A 14,550-nucleotide genomic window follows, 5' to 3' on the forward strand; every position below is an offset into this window, starting at 1 on the left:
GCTCATATGATCCGGCGGTGCCTGTTGAGTGGGTGACCGCGCCGCAGGAGCCGACGCTTGAACTGCTCACCGCCGGTGTGCGCGAAGGGGTCGGCGCCGTGCTGATCGGACCCGCCGGTGTCGGCAAGACCTCGCTGGCACGCTTGGCGTTCGACCGGCTGCGACCGGAATTCGGTCGGGCCGGCTGGGTCACCGGGACGGCGTCGTCGGCGGCGGTGCCGTTCGGCGCGTTCGTGGACCTCGTCGACGTGCCTGTGGCGGGCAAGACGGCGGCGGTGTTGCGCGTCGCGCGAGAGGCGATGGCCGGGATGCTGCTGGTCGTCGACGACGCGCATCTGCTGGACACGCTCTCGGCGACGCTGGTGTATCAGTTGGCGGTCGGCGGCAACTGCCGCCTGATCGTCACGGTCGGATCGGAAGGCCCTGTACCCGAGGCTATTTCATCGCTGTGGCGTAACGACGTGCTGGCCCGCGTCGACGTCGAGCCGCCTGGCCACGAGGTCAGCCGGCTGGCCACCCAGGCGTCGGAGTACATCGACGAGTTGCCCGCGTCGGTGCGGCGGGCGCTGCAGTACTTGGCCGTCGCGGACCCGCTGTCGCGGGCCGATCTTGACGCGCTGGCGGGGCACGAGGCCGTCGAGCAGGCGGTGGTGTCCGGCGTGATCACCGTCGACGGCTCCGTGGCGCGCTGCGCGCATCCGCTGTACGGCGAGGCCATCCGCGACGCGCTGGGCGGGCCCGAGCTGCGTCGGCTGCGCACGGAAGTAGTCACGCAGTTGCCCGAGCCTCGAGGCGTCGTGAGCTGGTTGCGGCTGGCGGTGCTGGCGTTGGACAGTGACGCGCCGCGACCGGTCGACGAGGTGGTCGCCGCCGCGGAGGAGGCGCTGCGGCTGGGCGACCTCGAGTTGAGTGAGCGGCTCGGGCACTCTGCGGTACAGCGCGGTGCGGGCCTGCGCGCGCGGCTGGTGCTCGGGTATGCGTTGGCATGGCAGGGCCGCGGGCGCGAGGCCGACGCGGTGCTGGACGAGGTCGACCCCGCCGGGCTCTCCGAGGTCGAGCTGATGCAGTGGGCGCTTCCACGGGCGGCCAATCAGTTCTGGATGCGCTCGGAGCCGGAGCGGGCCAGCGCATTCCTGCGGACGATGCGGGGGCGGGTGTCGTCGCTGGCCGCGCGCACCACGCTCGACGCGCTGTCGGCGACGTTCGCGATGAACACGGGTAGCCCGCGACGGGCCATGGAGATCGCCGAGGACGTGCTGGCGTCACCGGCCGCCGACGACACGGCCATCGGCTGGGCCGCGGCCGCCGCGGCGCTGAGCTGTGCGCGGATGGGCCGGTTCGCCGAGGTCGACGCGCTGGCCGACCGGGCGATGGAGGCGCACCACCCGGGATTGCTGCGGTTCACCAGCGGATTCGGGCAGACGACGACGTTGCTGCTGTCGGGCGAGCTGGACCGGGCCGAGGCGTTGGCCCGGCAGCTCACGGAGTTCGCGCAGTTCCAGCAGCCCGGCCGCGCAATCGGCGACGTGCTGCTGGCCGACGTGTTGATCGCGCGCGGCGAGTTGGACCAGGCCGTGGCGCTGTTGCGGGAGGCGGCCGCGACGCTGGCGCCGACCGGCTATTCGTGGGGGCCGCTGGCGTCGATGCTGTTGGCGCAGGCATTGGGTCAGCAGTGCGTGCCCGTCGAGGCGGGAAAAGCGTTGTCCCGTGCCGAGTCTCGGCATGGCCTCAAGTCGATGCTGTTTGCGCCCGAGCTGGCGCTGGCGCGTGCGTGGACGCTTGCTGCGCGTCGGGATTCGGTGGGCGCCGTCGCCGCCGCGCGGGAAGCGGCGAGGGCCGCCGAGCGTGGCGGCCAGTCGGCGGTGGCGCTACGGGCCCTGCACGACGCAGTGCGGTTGGGTGACGCCCGCGCGGGTGATGCAATTGCGCGGCTCGGCGTCGAGTGCGCGTTCGGGCGGCTGGCCCTGGATCATGCCCGCGCGCTGGGCGACGCGAGTGCGTTGGAGGAGGTTTCGTCGCGGTTCGCCGCTCTAGGCATGCGAGGGGCGGCCGCCGATGCGGCCGCCCAGGCCGCATCCGCTAAGGGGTTGATTACCCCCGATATACGCGAGTGATCAACACGCTAAGACTCCACTGTTGCAGCGCTCGCGCTGACATAAACAGTGCATTGACCTCCTTCGAACAACCGTAGAATTGTTTGCCAGCTGCAAAAAGAAGGCGAAGGAGCAATCCCGGCGATGAGTGAAAACCTGTTCGTGCAGACCGACGGGCTGCGGACGTTTTCGCAGACGCATTCCAACATCGCGTCGGGCATCTCCCAATTGACGGGCGCGGTGGCGTCGGGCGTGGAGACTTCGCACGGACCGATTGCGTCGGCGGTGAGCACAGCACTCAACGGGCTTCTCGGTGCCCGCGACGGCACCATCCAAACCACCGCGACCAGCGGCAGCACTCTGTCGGAGCTGCTGCAGAAGGCCGCGCAAGCATACGAGCGCGGCGACCAGCGCAGCGGCGACAAACTCAAGGCCGCGGCCGACGCGATGCAAGGCTCGCCCGGAACGTCCACAGGCGGGGCGCCCGGTGCGACGAGCGCCGCGGGCAATCCCGCCGCCGGGGGCGCCGATTCTATGGGCCAGATGATGGGTCAGGTGGGACAACAGGTCGGGCAGCTGGGTCAGTCGATCGCTGCGCCGCTGGCGGGGATGGCCCAAGGGCTGGCGCAGATGCCTCAGACGGTCATGCAGGGCGTGCAGGGGATCGTTCAAACGGCCACCCAGGCGGCAGGATCGGGTCAAGCGAAAGACCTCGGCGCCCGGGTGCCGGACGCCGGACGGCCCGAGGCGGCCGGACCTGGCGAGAACGCACCACGCGAAACCTCCGAAAAAGAACAGGTAAAAGACCAGGTATCCGAGCAGCGCGATCAGGCACAGCCCGGCGAGAACACGCGCGAGGCCGCGCCGGTGCCGCCGCTGCAACGGGCCGAACCCGCGCAGACGCGCCCGCAGGCGGATTAGCGCGACGCCAACTCTCCGTCTGCCAGCCGCAGCCGCCGATCGATGCCGATCTCGGCGAGAAAACGTTCGTCGTGGCTGACCACGACGAACGCACCCTCGTAGGCGTTCAGCGCCGATTCCAGCTGTCCGACGCTGACTAAATCGAGGTTGTTCGTCGGTTCGTCGAGCAGCAGCAGTTGCGGCGCCGGTTCGGCGTAGAGCACGCACGCCAGCGTCGCGCGCAACCGTTCGCCACCGGAGAGCGCGGACACCGGCAGATGAATCCGGTCGCCGCGGAACCGGAACTGCGCCAGCAGATGCATCCGTCGCGTGTGCGAGAGGCTCGGCGCATACGCAGCAAGGTTTTCCGCGACGGTGCGGTCGTCGTCGAGCAGGTCCAGCCGCTGCGAAAGGTAGGCGATACGGCCGTCGGCCCGCTGGACGGTGCCGGCGTCTGGCCGCACGGCGCCGTGGATCAGCCGCAGCAGCGTCGACTTGCCCGCACCGTTGGGGCCGGTCAGCGCGATTCGCTCCGGTCCGCGGATAGACAGGTCAATGCCGTTGTCGGCGAATAACTTCCGCTCCCCACGACAGACCTGAAGACCTTCACCGCTGAACAGCGTGCGCCCCGCCGGCACATTGGTGTCGGGCAGTTCCAAGACGATCGCATCGTCGTCGCGCAGCGCCCGTTCGGCATCGTCGAGCCGCGACCGCATTTCCTCAATCCTCTTGGCGTGCACCTCATCGGAGCGGCCCGCACTCTCCTGCGCGTTGCGCTTGAGTTGGCCCGCGACGATCTTCGGCAGCCCGGCGTCCTTGACGTTGCGTGCGGCCGTGCTCGCGCGCCGGGCGGCGCGTTCGCGGGCCTGTTGACGCTGTCGCTTCTCGCGTTTGAGCTGCTGCTCGGCATTGCGGACGTGGTTCTGTGCCGCCCGCTGGGCGGCCTCAACCGCGTTCTCGTAGCCGGTGAAATTGCCGCCGTAGAAGAGGATTTCGCCGCGATGGAGCTCGGCGATGCGGTCCATCCGGTCCAGCAGGACACGGTCGTGGCTCACCAGCAGCAGGCAGCCGGTGAAGTCATCGAGCGCGCCGTAGAGCCTGCGGCGGGCATCGAGATCGAGGTTGTTGGTGGGCTCGTCGAGCAGCAACACGTCGGGCCGTTTCAGCAACTCCGCCGCCAGCCCAAGCGAGACGACCTCTCCTCCGGAGAGTGTGCCCAGCCGACGCTCCAGCGCGATATCGCCGAGGCCAAGCCGGTCCAGCTGTGCGCGGGTGCGCTCCTCGATATCCCAGTCGTCGCCGATGTCGGCGAACACCTTCTCGTCGGCATCGCCGGCGGCCAGCGCGTCGAGCGCGTCGAGCACCCGCTTGACGCCCAGCACCTCAGCCACGGTCCGCTCGGCGTCAAACGGCAACGTCTGCGGCAGATAACCGACCCGCCCGTCGACGACCACCGATCCGGACGTCGGCCGGCACTCACCGGCAATCAGCTTGAGCAGGGTGCTCTTGCCGGCGCCGTTCGGCGCGACGAGACCGGTGCGGCCAGCACCCACGGTGAAGGACAGATCCTGGAACAACGCGGTGTCGTCGGGCCAGGCAAATGACAGATTCGAACAGGTAATAGACATGCGAGAGAACTCTCGTGACGAGGGTAGGGACGGCTGATGGCTCCGGGATCAACGGGATCAACCGGAGATGTCGTCTCCCCGCATGTCTTCAGCCCACCTCAATCGGTCAATAACTCGCAACGACCATGGTAGTAACGCCCGTCAAGCCGATAAATATTCGCGGAGCACCTCCGTCGTCGCCGTGATCTGGGCCACCTGCACCCGTTCGTCGGCGCGGTGCGCCATGTTGGGGTCACCCGGCCCGTAATTGACCGCCGGAATGCCCAGTGCCGCAAAGCGGGCCACGTCGGTCCAGCCGTACTTGGCACGCACCTGTCCCCCAGCCGCCTTCACCAGCGCGGCTGCGGCCGGCTGCGTCAGGCCGGGCAGCGCGCCTGCCGCCGCATCGGTCACTTCGATCTCGACGTCGAGGCCGTCGAACACCTCGCGTACATGGTGCAGGGCTTCATCGACGCTGCGGTCCGGCGCGAAGCGGAAATTGACTGTCACCGAGGCGGTGTCGGGGATGACGTTGCCGGCAATGCCCCCGTCGATGCGCACGGCCGAAAGGCCCTCGCGGTACACGCACCCGTCGATGTCGACGCTGCGCGCTTGATACGCGCTCAGGCGGGCGAGGACCTCTCCGAGTTTGTGAATGGCGTTGTCGCCCAACCAGGATCGGGCTGAGTGTGCGCGGGTGCCCTTCGCGGTGACGACGACGCGCAGCGTGCCCTGGCAGCCGGCCTCGATGTATCCGCCCGACGGCTCGCCGAGGATCGCGACGTCGGCGCGAAGCCAGTCCGGCAGCTCGCGTTCGATGCGGCCCAAACCGTTTGCGGCGGCTTCGATTTCCTCGTTGTCGTACATCACCAACGTGATGTCGTGCGCTGGTTTGGCGACCGTCGCGCACAGGTGAAGAAAGACGGCGTCGCCGGATTTCATGTCGGAGGTGCCGCAGCCGAACAGCTCGTCGCCCTCCAGACGGCTGGGCAGGTTGTCGGCGGCGGGCACGGTGTCGATGTGGCCCGCGAGCAATACCCGCGACGCACGACCGTAATTGGTGCGGGCCAGCACGGCGTCGCCGTTGCGGAGGATCTCGAAGCCTTGGGTCTGCTCACGCAGGGCGGCCTCGATCTCGTCGGCGATGCGCTTTTCGTGGCGGGACTCGCTCGGGATGTCCACCAGCGCGGCGGTCAGCGCGATCGGATCACCGTGCAGGTCCAGGCCCATGGGGTCAACGGTAATCTCTTGCGACGTGACTTCTGCTGCAGGCATCGGGCTGGCCACCATCGCCGCCGATGGAACGGTCCTCGACACGTGGTTCCCCGCGCCCGAACTCGGCGCCGACGGGCCGTCGGGCACGTCGCGGCTGTCGGAGGCGCCCGACGAGCTGGGGGCGCTCACCGGCCGCGACGAGGACCGGGGCGTCGAGGCCGTGGCGGTGCGCACCGTGATCGCGTCGCTGGACGACAAGCCGGCCGACACCTACGACGCCTACCTGCGGCTGCATCTGCTCTCCCACCGGCTGATCAAGCCACACGACGCCAATGTCGACGGCATCTTCGGGGTGCTGGCCAATGTGGTGTGGACGAACTTCGGCCCGTGCGCGGTGGAGGGCTTCGAGACGGTGCGCGCCCGGCTGCGGCGGCGCGGGCCGGTCACTGTGTACGGCATCGACAAGTTCCCGCGGATGGTCGACTACGTCGCGCCGACGGGCGTGCGCATCGCCGACGCGGACCGGGTGCGGCTGGGTGCGCACCTGGCGGCGGGCACGACGGTGATGCACGAGGGCTTCGTCAACTTCAACGCCGGCACGCTGGGCACGTCGATGGTCGAGGGCCGCATCTCCGCGGGCGTGGTGGTCGACGACGGCTCCGACGTCGGCGGCGGCGCGTCGATCATGGGCACGCTGTCGGGCGGCGGCAAAGAGGTGATCTCCGTCGGCAAGCGGTGTCTGCTCGGTGCGAACTGCGGGCTGGGCATTTCGCTGGGCGACGATTGCGTCGTCGAGGCGGGGCTGTATGTGACGGCGGGGACCAAGGTCGTCACCGCCGACGGGCAGACGGTCAAGGCGCGCGAGTTATCGGGCGCCAATAACCTGTTGTTCCGGCGCAATTCGCTATCCGGTGCGGTTGAGGTGGTGCGGCGCGACGGCAGCGGCATCACTCTCAACGAGGCACTGCACGCCAACTAGCCCGCGGCGGTGGGCCTCAGCGGCGGGCAGTTGCCATACGCGTCGGTGGCCAACTCGAAATGCCAGATTTCGTTGGCGTAGATCTGGCACAGGCCGAACCGCGCGCCGTTGCGAATGAGCCACTCATCGGCGGCGATCGGTGCCACGTCCACCGCCCTGCCGACGACGTGTTGGGACACCTCGGGGGCCTGGACGTACTGCCTGGCCACGTCAACGCTGCCGTAGCTGCGCACAGCGTCGTCGAACAACTGCACCTGAAATTCAGGCGACCGCCAGCCCGAGGTGATGCGAATCTCGACCCCTTCCGCGGCGGCGGCGCGTGCTGCGTCCTGGATGGCGGTCAGCAATGCGGGGTCGAGGCGGCCAATCGCCGGGTCCCACACGTCGAACGGGCTGAGCGTCGCGCTGGCGGCGGCCGCGGGTGAGCCGCCTACGCTCAGCGCCAGCGCCGCCGCCGCGGCGGCCAGCGCATGTGTCATCCGGATCTGCACGTCCCCACCCTGCCAGACCGCGCACGCTCGCGGATCGTCAGTCCTCGGCGGCGAGGATGCAAAATTCATTGCCTTCGGGGTCGGCCAGTACCACCCACGACTGTTCGCCCTGGCCGATGTCGACGCGCCGCGCGCCCAGCGCGATCACCCGCTCGACTTCGGCCTGCTGATTGTCGGGTCGGAAATCGAAGTGGATGCGATTCTTGACGACCTTGTCGTCCGGCACCGCCAGGAAGATCCAGTTCGGCCCGGCGCCGGGCGGCGCATGAAGAACGACGTCGCCGTCCGCGTCGACGTCATGCCCCAGCCCAGCACCTGCGACCACCACCTGCCCAAAGCGGTGGCGTCGTGTGCGTCGATGCAGATCTCGTCGAATCTCAAGCCCATCCCGCCAACTCCTTCTTCAGCACCTTGCCCATCGCATTGCGCGGGAGACTGTCCACCACCCGGACTTCCCGCGGCCGCTTGTGCACCGAAAGCTGTTGCGCAACATAGTCAACCAGTACCGAAGGGTCTGCCGAGCCGACGACGAACGCGACGATGCGCTGGCCGAGGTCGTCGTCGGGCACCCCCACAACCGCCGCCTCCTGCACGTCGGGATGGCCGAGCAACGCGGTCTCCACCTCGCCGGCGCCGACCCGATATCCACCCGACTTGATCAGGTCCACCGACTCCCGGCCGACAATGCGATGCATCCCGCCGGCGTCGACGACCGCCACATCGCCGGTGCGATACCAGCCGTCGTCGTCGAACGCCTCGGCCGTCACATCCGGCAGATTGAGGTAGCCGTCGAACATCATCGGGCCCCGGACCTGAAGCCGCCCAATGGTTTCCCCGTCGTGGGGCACCGAAGCACCGTCCTCGTCGACAAGCCGGGTCTCAGCACCGGTCAGCGGCAACCCCACCCAGCCGGGCCGGCGCTCCCCATCGACGCGGGTGCTCAACGTGATCAGCGACTCGGTGCTGCCGTACCGCTCCACCGGCTGATGACCGGTCAGCTTGGCCAGCTGCTCGAACACCGGCACCGGCAGCGGCGCGCTGCCCGACACCAGCAGCCGCGCCGACGACAACGCCAGCGCGGCATCGAGATCCTCGACCACCCGCGACCACACCGTCGGCACCCCGAAGTACAGCGTGCCGTGTGCTTCGGCATACGCGGCCGGGGTGGGTTTCCCGGTGTGCACGAACCGATTTCCGATGCGGAGCGAACCCAGCAGCCCGAGCACCAGCCCGTGCACATGGAACAGCGGCAGACCGTGCACCAGCGTGTCGTCGGGCGTCCACTGCCACGCCTGCGCCAGCGCGTCGATGTCGGCGGCGATGGCCCGCCGGCTGATCAGTACGCCCTTGGGCGGGCCCGTGGTGCCGGAGGTGTACATGATCAACGCGATCGCATCCGGCGACGGCTCGGGGTAGCGGTGCCACGACCGCGCGTGCAGCCGCACCGGAATATGCGGTAGCCCTTCGTCTTCGGCCGGCCGCTCCCCCAGCCACGCCTGCGCGCCGGAGTCGGTGATGATGTGCCGTCGTTCGGCGGCGCCGACGTCCGCGGGCACCGGCACGACGGGCACGCCCGCGATCAGGCAGCCGGTGACGGCCAGCACCGTTGCGGGCGTCGGCGTGGCGAGCACGGCCACCCGCTGCGCGCCGCCGACGCGTTCGGCGACCGACGTCGCGGCGCCGACGAGATCGCTGCGGCTCAGCACCGTCCCGTCGATGCGCACGGCGTCGCCGACATCGCGCGCGGCGGCGTCGTTCAGCGAGGCCAGCAGCATGTGGCGAGGATACTGGGCGGGTGAACCCGATCCAGCGCATCACATCCCGCGAGGTGTATCGGAACAGCTGGATGGTGGTGCGCGAGGACCAGATCCGCCGCCCCGACGGCAGCGAAGGCGTCTACAGCGTCATCGACAAGCCGACGTACGCGCTGATCATCGCCCGCGACGGCGACCGGTTCTGCTTGGTCGAGCAGTTCCGCTACCCGCTGGGCCGGCGCCGTTGGGAGTTTCCGCAGGGCACGGCGCCGGGGCTCGCCGACCTCGAACCGGCCGAGTTGGCGGCGCGGGAGCTGCGCGAGGAAACGGGGCTGCGCGCGGCGTCGATGGTCGCCCTCGGCCAGCTCGACGTCGCCCCCGGCATGAGCAGCCAGCGCGGCTGGGTGTTCGTGGCCGACGGCATCACCGAAGGCGACCACGACCGCGAGCACGAGGAGCAGGACATGCACAGCGCATGGTTCTCGCGAGCGGAGGTGGAGCGGATGATGCTCGACGGCGACATCACCGATGCGCAGTCGATCGCAGCCTGGGCACTTCTCCTGTTGACCGAACGCGATGCGGCGCGCACCCCGCGATGAGTTTCGCGCGCTGTAATGGTCTACCTCTTCGAGAGCACCACGATGCCGAAAGGGGTGACACGGTGAGTGCAGCATACGGAGCGATGGTGATGATGCCCATCCTGTTCGCCAGCGTCGGCTACACCCTCGTGTCAGCCGAAGGCACGGCCGAGCGGACGGGACATCACTACGATGAATGATGAGCAGCAGATCTGCGAGCTGATCACTCGATGGGCCGACGCGGCGCACGCCGGAGACCTGGACGGTGTTCTGGCCGACCACGATTCGAACATCGTCATGTTCGACGTGCCGCCGCCGTATGACGGGGTGCGCGGCATCGACGCCTATCGCGACTCCTGGCCGCCGTTTTTCGAGTGGCAACGCCAGGGCGCGGTGTTCGAGATCGTCGAACTCGACGTTACAGCGGGCGTCGACGTCGCGTTCGCGTATGCGTTATTGAAGTGCGGTAAGCCCGCGGATTTCGAAAGAAACCCCGCCAATCGGTTACGAGTGACCATCGGGCTGCGCAAGGTCGACGGCCGCTGGACCGTCACGCACGAGCATCATTCGTTCTGCTCGACGGACTAGTACGCCGAGACTGCGTACAGATCGCGAAAATCGCCAAAATCGCGATCTGTGCGCAGTTTCGGCGCGATGCGCGAAGGCTAACGCTCCGCCAGCGCGCGCAGAAAGAACGTGAAGTTCGCCGGGCGCTCGGCCAGCCGTCGCACGAAATACCCGTACCACTGCGTGCCGAACGGCAGGTACACCCGCAAGCTGTTGCCCTCGTCGGCCAGCCGCCGCTGCTCGGCGTCGCGGATGCCATACAACATCTGGTATTCGAAATCGTCCACGCCGCGGCTGAATTCGCGGGCCATCGCCGGCACCGCCTCGATGATGGCCGGGTCATGCGAAGCCACCATCGGATAGCCCGACCCCGCCATCAGCACCCGCAGGCACCGCAGATACGAGGCGTCGACGTCGTCGCTGTCGCGGTACGCCACCGAGGCCGGCTCGTCATATGCGCCCTTGCACAACCGGATTCGCGCGCCGGATTCCGCGAACTCTCGGCAGTCGCCCTCGGTGCGCTTCAGATAAGCCTGCAACACCGTGCCCAGCCAGTCGAAGTCGGCGCGCAGCTCCCGCACGATCGACAATGTCGAATCGGTGGTGGTGTGGTCCTCGGCGTCGACCGTCACCCAGACGCCGACGTCACGCGCTTTCGCACAGATCGCCCGCGCGTTCTCCAGCGCGATCTTCTCCCCGTCGCGGGGCAGAGCCTGCCCCAACGCCGACAGCTTCAGCGATACCTCCAGCGGACGCACCTTCGCCTCAGGCTCGCGCCGCTCACCCAGTGCATCCAGCAGGCCGAGATAGGCGTCGACGGTCGCGTTCGCGGTGTCGACGTCGGTCACGTCCTCACCCAGGTAGTCGATCGATACCAACCGTCCCGAGTCCCGCAGCGCGGTAACCGAAGACAACGCGTCGGCAACCGTTTCGCCGGGCACGAAACGGCGCACCACGTCGCGGGTGACCGGCAGCCGCTCGGCCGTCCGCCGCAGCCTGTCCGAGCGCGCTGCGGCCAGGATCGCCGGCCGCGCCACGCGGTTGAAGACGCCCATCGTCAGGCCTCCATGTGCGGGTAGCGGTGATCGGTGGGAGGCACGAAGGTCTCCTTGATCGACCGCGCTGACGTCCAGCGCAGCAGGTTTATCGGCGAGCCGGCCTTGTCGTTGGTGCCCGAGGCCCGCGAACCGCCGAACGGCTGCTGGCCGACGACGGCGCCGGTGGGCTTGTCGTTGACGTAGAAGTTGCCGGCGGTGTGCCGCAGTCGCTGCTGGGCGCGATGCACCGCCGCGCGGTCGTCGGCGATCACGGCGCCGGTCAGCGCGTACTTGGCCCCGGTGTCCACCACGTCGAGGATCTGCTCGTAATCGGCGTCGGGGTAGACGTGCACCGCCAGGATCGGGCCGAAGTACTCGGTGCTGAACGCCTCGTCGGTCGGGTCGTCGGACAGCAGCACCGTCGGCTTCACGAAATAGCCTTCGCTGTCATCGTATTCGCCGCCGGCCGCGACCGTCACGCCTGCCGCGCTCTTGGCCCGCTCGATGGCTTTAACGTTCTTGGCGAACGCCCGCTCGTCGATCAGCGCACCGCCGAAGTTGGACAGGTCGGTGACATCTCCATACTTCAATTCGGATGTCGCCGAGAGGAAGTCATCGCCCATTTTCTGCCAGACCGAACGCGGGATGAACGCCCGTGACGCCGCTGAGCACTTCTGCCCCTGGTAGTCGAAGGCGCCGCGAATCAGCGCCGTGCGCAACACATCCGGCCTCGCCGAGCCGTGCGCGACGACGAAGTCCTTGCCGCCGGTCTCCCCTACCAGGCGCGGATAGCTGTGGTAGCGGTCGATATTCGTGCCAACCTCACGCCACAGGTGCTGGAACGTCGCCGTCGACCCGGTGAAGTGGATACCGGCAAGCCGCGGATCGGCAAGCGCCACTTCGGAAACGGCGATCCCGTCGCCGGTGAGAAGATTGATCACCCCGGGCGGCAAGCCAGCCGCCTCCAGCAACTGCATCGTCAAATACGCCGCAAAGGTCTGCGTCGGCGACGGCTTCCAGATCACCGTGTTGCCCATCAACGCCGGCGCCGTCGGCAGGTTGCCGGCGATCGCGCTGAAGTTGAACGGGGTGATCGCGTAGACGAAGCCCTCCAGCGGCCGGTAGTCGGTGCGGTTCCATACCCCGCGGCTCGAAATCGGCTGCTGCGCAAGGATTTGGCGGGCAAACTCGACGTTGAATCGCCAGAAGTCGATCAGCTCGCACGGCGCGTCGATCTCGGCCTGATAGGCAGACTTGGACTGCCCGAGCATGGTCGCGGCGGCGATCTTCTCCCGCCAGGGCCCGGCCAGCAGGTCGGCGGCGCGCAGGAACACCGCGGCGCGCTCGTCGAACGGCGTGGCCTCCCAGTCGGCTTTGGCCGCCATGGCCGCCTCGATCGCCGCGGTCGCGTCGGAATGCTCGGCGTTGGTCATGGTGCCCAGCCGCGCGGAGTGGCGGTGCGGCTGGACCACATCGATGCGCGCGCCACTGCCCATCCGGTGTTGGCCGCCGATGACATGCGGCAGGTCGATGGGGTCTTTGGCGAGGGTGCGCAGCGCGTCGATCAGCCGGGTGCGTTCACCCGAACCAGGTGCATAGTCGTGGACCGGCTCGTTGGCCGGGAACGGAACGTCGGTGATGGCATCCATGCAGCAAGGATCCCCAAAATGCGACGCGGAACACATGGCCGATCCAACAATGCCGGGCGGTGGATATAGTCGAATCGGACAAAGGAGGGTGCGATGACGGCACCGTCGGCCCGGCTGGGACTCGGGCAGCTCCTTCTCGCGCTGGACCGCACCATGGTCACCCTGGTCGAGGCGCCGCGCGGCCTGGACATGCCGGTGGGGTCGGTGGCGCTTGTCGACGCTGACGACGTGCGGCTCGGTCTCGCACCCGCCGCGGGATCGGCCGACCTGTTCTTTCTGCTCGGCGTCTCCGACGACGAGGCGGTGCGCTGGCTCGAGCAACAGACCGGTGTACCGGCGGCCATCTTCGTCAAGAATCCCTCCGACGCGGCGGTCAAGCGCGCGGTCGCACTGGGCACCGCGGTGGTCGCCGTCGAACCGCGGGCGCGCTGGGAGCGGCTCTACAAACTTGTCACCCACGCGTTCGAACACCACGGCGACCGCACCGATCCGCTCTACGACTCCGGCACCGACTTGTTCGGCCTGGCCCAGTCCATCGCCGACCGCACCCACGGCATGATCAGCATCGAGGACGAGCAGTCCCACGTGCTCGCCTATTCGGCGTCCAGCGACGAGGCCGACGAGCTTCGCCGGCTGTCCATCTTGGGTCGTGCCGGGCCGCCCGAGCACCTGGAGTGGATCGGCCAGTGGGGCATCTTCGACGCGCTGCGGGCCAGCGGCGACGTGGTGCGTGTCGCCGAGCGCCCGGAATTGGGTCTGCGGCCCCGGCTGGCGGTCGGTATCCATCTGCCGCCGACCGATTCGCGTCGCCCACCCGGCTTCGCGGGCACCATTTGGCTGCAGCAGGGTTCGGCGCCGCTGGCCGACGATGTCGAAGAGGTGCTGCGCGGCGGGGCGGTATTGGCGGCGCGGATCATGTCGAGGCTCGCGACCGCACCGTCGACGCATACCGTGCAGGTGCAGCAGCTGCTTGGCCTAGCCGGAGCGGACGCCGACGACGTCGGCGCCATCGCCCGTGCGCTCGGCATCGCCGCCGACGGCCGTGCCGCGCTGATCGGATTCCGCGGGGTTGCCACGTCGGTGCCAGCCGACGTTATCGCTTTGAGCGCCAGCGCTTTTCGGCCTGACGCGCAGGTGGCGTCGACGGGTGAGCGAGTCTACGTCGTCTTCCCCAAGATCGGCGCGCCGTCGTCGGTGACATCGTGGGCGCGGGGTGTGGTCGCGGCGCTGCGCCGTGAGCTGGGTCTGACGCTGAGGGCGGTGATCGCCGCCCCGCTCGCGGGTCTGGCCGCCGCCGCGGCGGCGCGCGCCGAGGTGGACCGCGTCTTCGACAGCGCCGAACGTCATCCCGCCGAGATCGGACAGGTCACCTCGCTCGCCGAGGCGCGCACCATGGTGCTGCTCGACGAGATCGTGTCGATGGTCGGCGCCAGCGACCGGCTGGTCGACCCGCGGGTGCGCGAGTTGCGCGAGCACAACCCGATGCTGGCCGAGACGCTGCAGGCGTACCTGGATGGGTTTGGCGATATCGCCGCGGTGGCGCAGCGACTGCATGTGCATCCGAACACCGTGCGCTATCGGGTGCGGCGTATCGAGAAGTTGCTGTCGACGTCGTTGGCCGAACCCGATGTGAGGCTGCTGTTGGCGTTGAGTCTGCGAGCGACGGCGTAGCCCGTGGGT

The 14,550-nt window shown here is 68.6% G+C and carries 12 protein-coding genes and 1 pseudogene; 6 read left to right on the forward strand and 7 right to left on the reverse strand.

Going from position 1 to position 14,550, the window contains the following annotated elements; genetic code table 11:
* Positions 1–17 precede the first annotated feature (17 nt).
* Complete coding sequence (locus CWS39_RS21060; protein WP_102144895.1) at positions 18–2,114, forward strand: ATP-binding protein; 2,097 nt, start codon at positions 18–20, stop codon at positions 2,112–2,114.
* A gap of 123 nt (positions 2,115–2,237) precedes the next feature.
* Positions 2,238–3,014 (forward strand): ESX-1 secretion-associated protein, encoded by a 777-nt coding sequence (locus CWS39_RS21065; protein ID WP_102144860.1) that lies wholly within the window; start codon positions 2,238–2,240, stop codon positions 3,012–3,014.
* On the opposite strand, the gene CWS39_RS21070 is transcribed toward CWS39_RS21065, so the two are convergent.
* Positions 3,011–4,621: an ABC-F family ATP-binding cassette domain-containing protein gene (locus CWS39_RS21070; protein ID WP_102144861.1), complete on the reverse strand. Its 1,611-nt coding sequence runs from the start codon at positions 4,619–4,621 to the stop codon at positions 3,011–3,013. The genes CWS39_RS21065 and CWS39_RS21070 overlap by 4 nt on opposite strands.
* Positions 4,622–4,762: 141 nt before the next feature.
* Positions 4,763–5,830 (reverse strand): succinyl-diaminopimelate desuccinylase, encoded by a 1,068-nt coding sequence (dapE, locus tag CWS39_RS21075; RefSeq protein WP_102144862.1) that lies wholly within the window; start codon positions 5,828–5,830, stop codon positions 4,763–4,765.
* Between dapE and dapD the strand changes: the two genes are divergently transcribed.
* Positions 5,829–6,794 carry a 2,3,4,5-tetrahydropyridine-2,6-dicarboxylate N-succinyltransferase gene (gene dapD, locus CWS39_RS21080; protein WP_199178235.1) on the forward strand — a complete coding sequence of 322 codons (966 nt, stop codon included), beginning with the start codon at positions 5,829–5,831 and terminating at the stop codon, positions 6,792–6,794. The genes dapE and dapD overlap by 2 nt on opposite strands.
* Here the strand turns inward: dapD and CWS39_RS21085 are convergent.
* The 3 genes and pseudogenes from CWS39_RS21085 to CWS39_RS21095 form a co-directional block, all read right to left on the reverse strand.
* Positions 6,791–7,285 (reverse strand): M15 family metallopeptidase, encoded by a 495-nt coding sequence (locus CWS39_RS21085; RefSeq protein ID WP_233213609.1) that lies wholly within the window; start codon positions 7,283–7,285, stop codon positions 6,791–6,793. The two genes, dapD and CWS39_RS21085, sit on opposite strands and share 4 nt — an antisense overlap.
* Before the next feature lie 37 nt (positions 7,286–7,322).
* Positions 7,323–7,600 (reverse strand): annotated as a pseudogene (locus CWS39_RS21090) (VOC family protein).
* A gap of 62 nt (positions 7,601–7,662) precedes the next feature.
* Positions 7,663–9,060 (reverse strand): acyl-CoA synthetase, encoded by a 1,398-nt coding sequence (locus tag CWS39_RS21095; RefSeq protein ID WP_102144865.1) that lies wholly within the window; start codon positions 9,058–9,060, stop codon positions 7,663–7,665.
* 71 nt (positions 9,061–9,131) lie between these two features.
* Here CWS39_RS21095 and CWS39_RS21100 point away from each other — a divergent pair, with 71 nt between their 5' ends.
* Both CWS39_RS21100 and CWS39_RS21105 read left to right on the forward strand, forming a co-directional pair.
* The gene (locus CWS39_RS21100) at positions 9,132–9,638 is read left to right on the forward strand and encodes an NUDIX domain-containing protein (protein ID WP_431306161.1); all 507 of its coding nucleotides are present in this window, start codon (positions 9,132–9,134) and stop codon (positions 9,636–9,638) included.
* A 171-nt stretch (positions 9,639–9,809) separates the two neighbouring features.
* Positions 9,810–10,205: a nuclear transport factor 2 family protein gene (locus CWS39_RS21105; protein WP_102144867.1), complete on the forward strand. Its 396-nt coding sequence runs from the start codon at positions 9,810–9,812 to the stop codon at positions 10,203–10,205.
* A gap of 77 nt (positions 10,206–10,282) precedes the next feature.
* Here CWS39_RS21105 and CWS39_RS21110 read toward each other — a convergent pair whose 3' ends face one another.
* Together CWS39_RS21110 and pruA are read right to left on the reverse strand one after the other, a co-directional pair.
* Entirely contained in the window at positions 10,283–11,239 is a 957-nt protein-coding gene (locus tag CWS39_RS21110; protein ID WP_102144868.1) for a proline dehydrogenase family protein, read from the reverse strand.
* Between the two features lie 2 nt (positions 11,240–11,241).
* Positions 11,242–12,870: an L-glutamate gamma-semialdehyde dehydrogenase gene (pruA, locus tag CWS39_RS21115; RefSeq protein ID WP_102144869.1), complete on the reverse strand. Its 1,629-nt coding sequence runs from the start codon at positions 12,868–12,870 to the stop codon at positions 11,242–11,244.
* 93 nt (positions 12,871–12,963) lie between these two features.
* On the opposite strand from pruA, the gene CWS39_RS21120 reads away from it, so the two are divergent.
* Positions 12,964–14,541: a PucR family transcriptional regulator gene (locus CWS39_RS21120; protein ID WP_102144870.1), complete on the forward strand. Its 1,578-nt coding sequence runs from the start codon at positions 12,964–12,966 to the stop codon at positions 14,539–14,541.
* Positions 14,542–14,550: the final 9 nt, after the last annotated feature.

The organism is Mycobacterium hubeiense (genome assembly GCF_002838065.1).
Lineage (GTDB): Bacteria > Actinomycetota > Actinomycetes > Mycobacteriales > Mycobacteriaceae > Mycobacterium > Mycobacterium hubeiense.

Coding starts and splice junctions, on each gene's coding strand:
- CWS39_RS21065 (WP_102144860.1), top strand. CDS start 2,238: ATGAGTGAAAACCTGTTCGTGCAGACCGACGGGCTGCGGACGTTTTCG.
- CWS39_RS21070 (WP_102144861.1), bottom strand. CDS start 4,621: ATGTCTATTACCTGTTCGAATCTGTCATTTGCCTGGCCCGACGACACC.
- dapD (WP_199178235.1), top strand. CDS start 5,829: ATGGGGTCAACGGTAATCTCTTGCGACGTGACTTCTGCTGCAGGCATC.
- dapE (WP_102144862.1), bottom strand. CDS start 5,830: ATGGGCCTGGACCTGCACGGTGATCCGATCGCGCTGACCGCCGCGCTG.
- CWS39_RS21095 (WP_102144865.1), bottom strand. CDS start 9,060: ATGCTGCTGGCCTCGCTGAACGACGCCGCCGCGCGCGATGTCGGCGAC.
- CWS39_RS21100 (WP_431306161.1), top strand. CDS start 9,132: ATGGTGGTGCGCGAGGACCAGATCCGCCGCCCCGACGGCAGCGAAGGC.
- CWS39_RS21105 (WP_102144867.1), top strand. CDS start 9,810: ATGAATGATGAGCAGCAGATCTGCGAGCTGATCACTCGATGGGCCGAC.
- CWS39_RS21110 (WP_102144868.1), bottom strand. CDS start 11,239: ATGGGCGTCTTCAACCGCGTGGCGCGGCCGGCGATCCTGGCCGCAGCG.
- pruA (WP_102144869.1), bottom strand. CDS start 12,870: ATGGATGCCATCACCGACGTTCCGTTCCCGGCCAACGAGCCGGTCCAC.
- CWS39_RS21120 (WP_102144870.1), top strand. CDS start 12,964: ATGACGGCACCGTCGGCCCGGCTGGGACTCGGGCAGCTCCTTCTCGCG.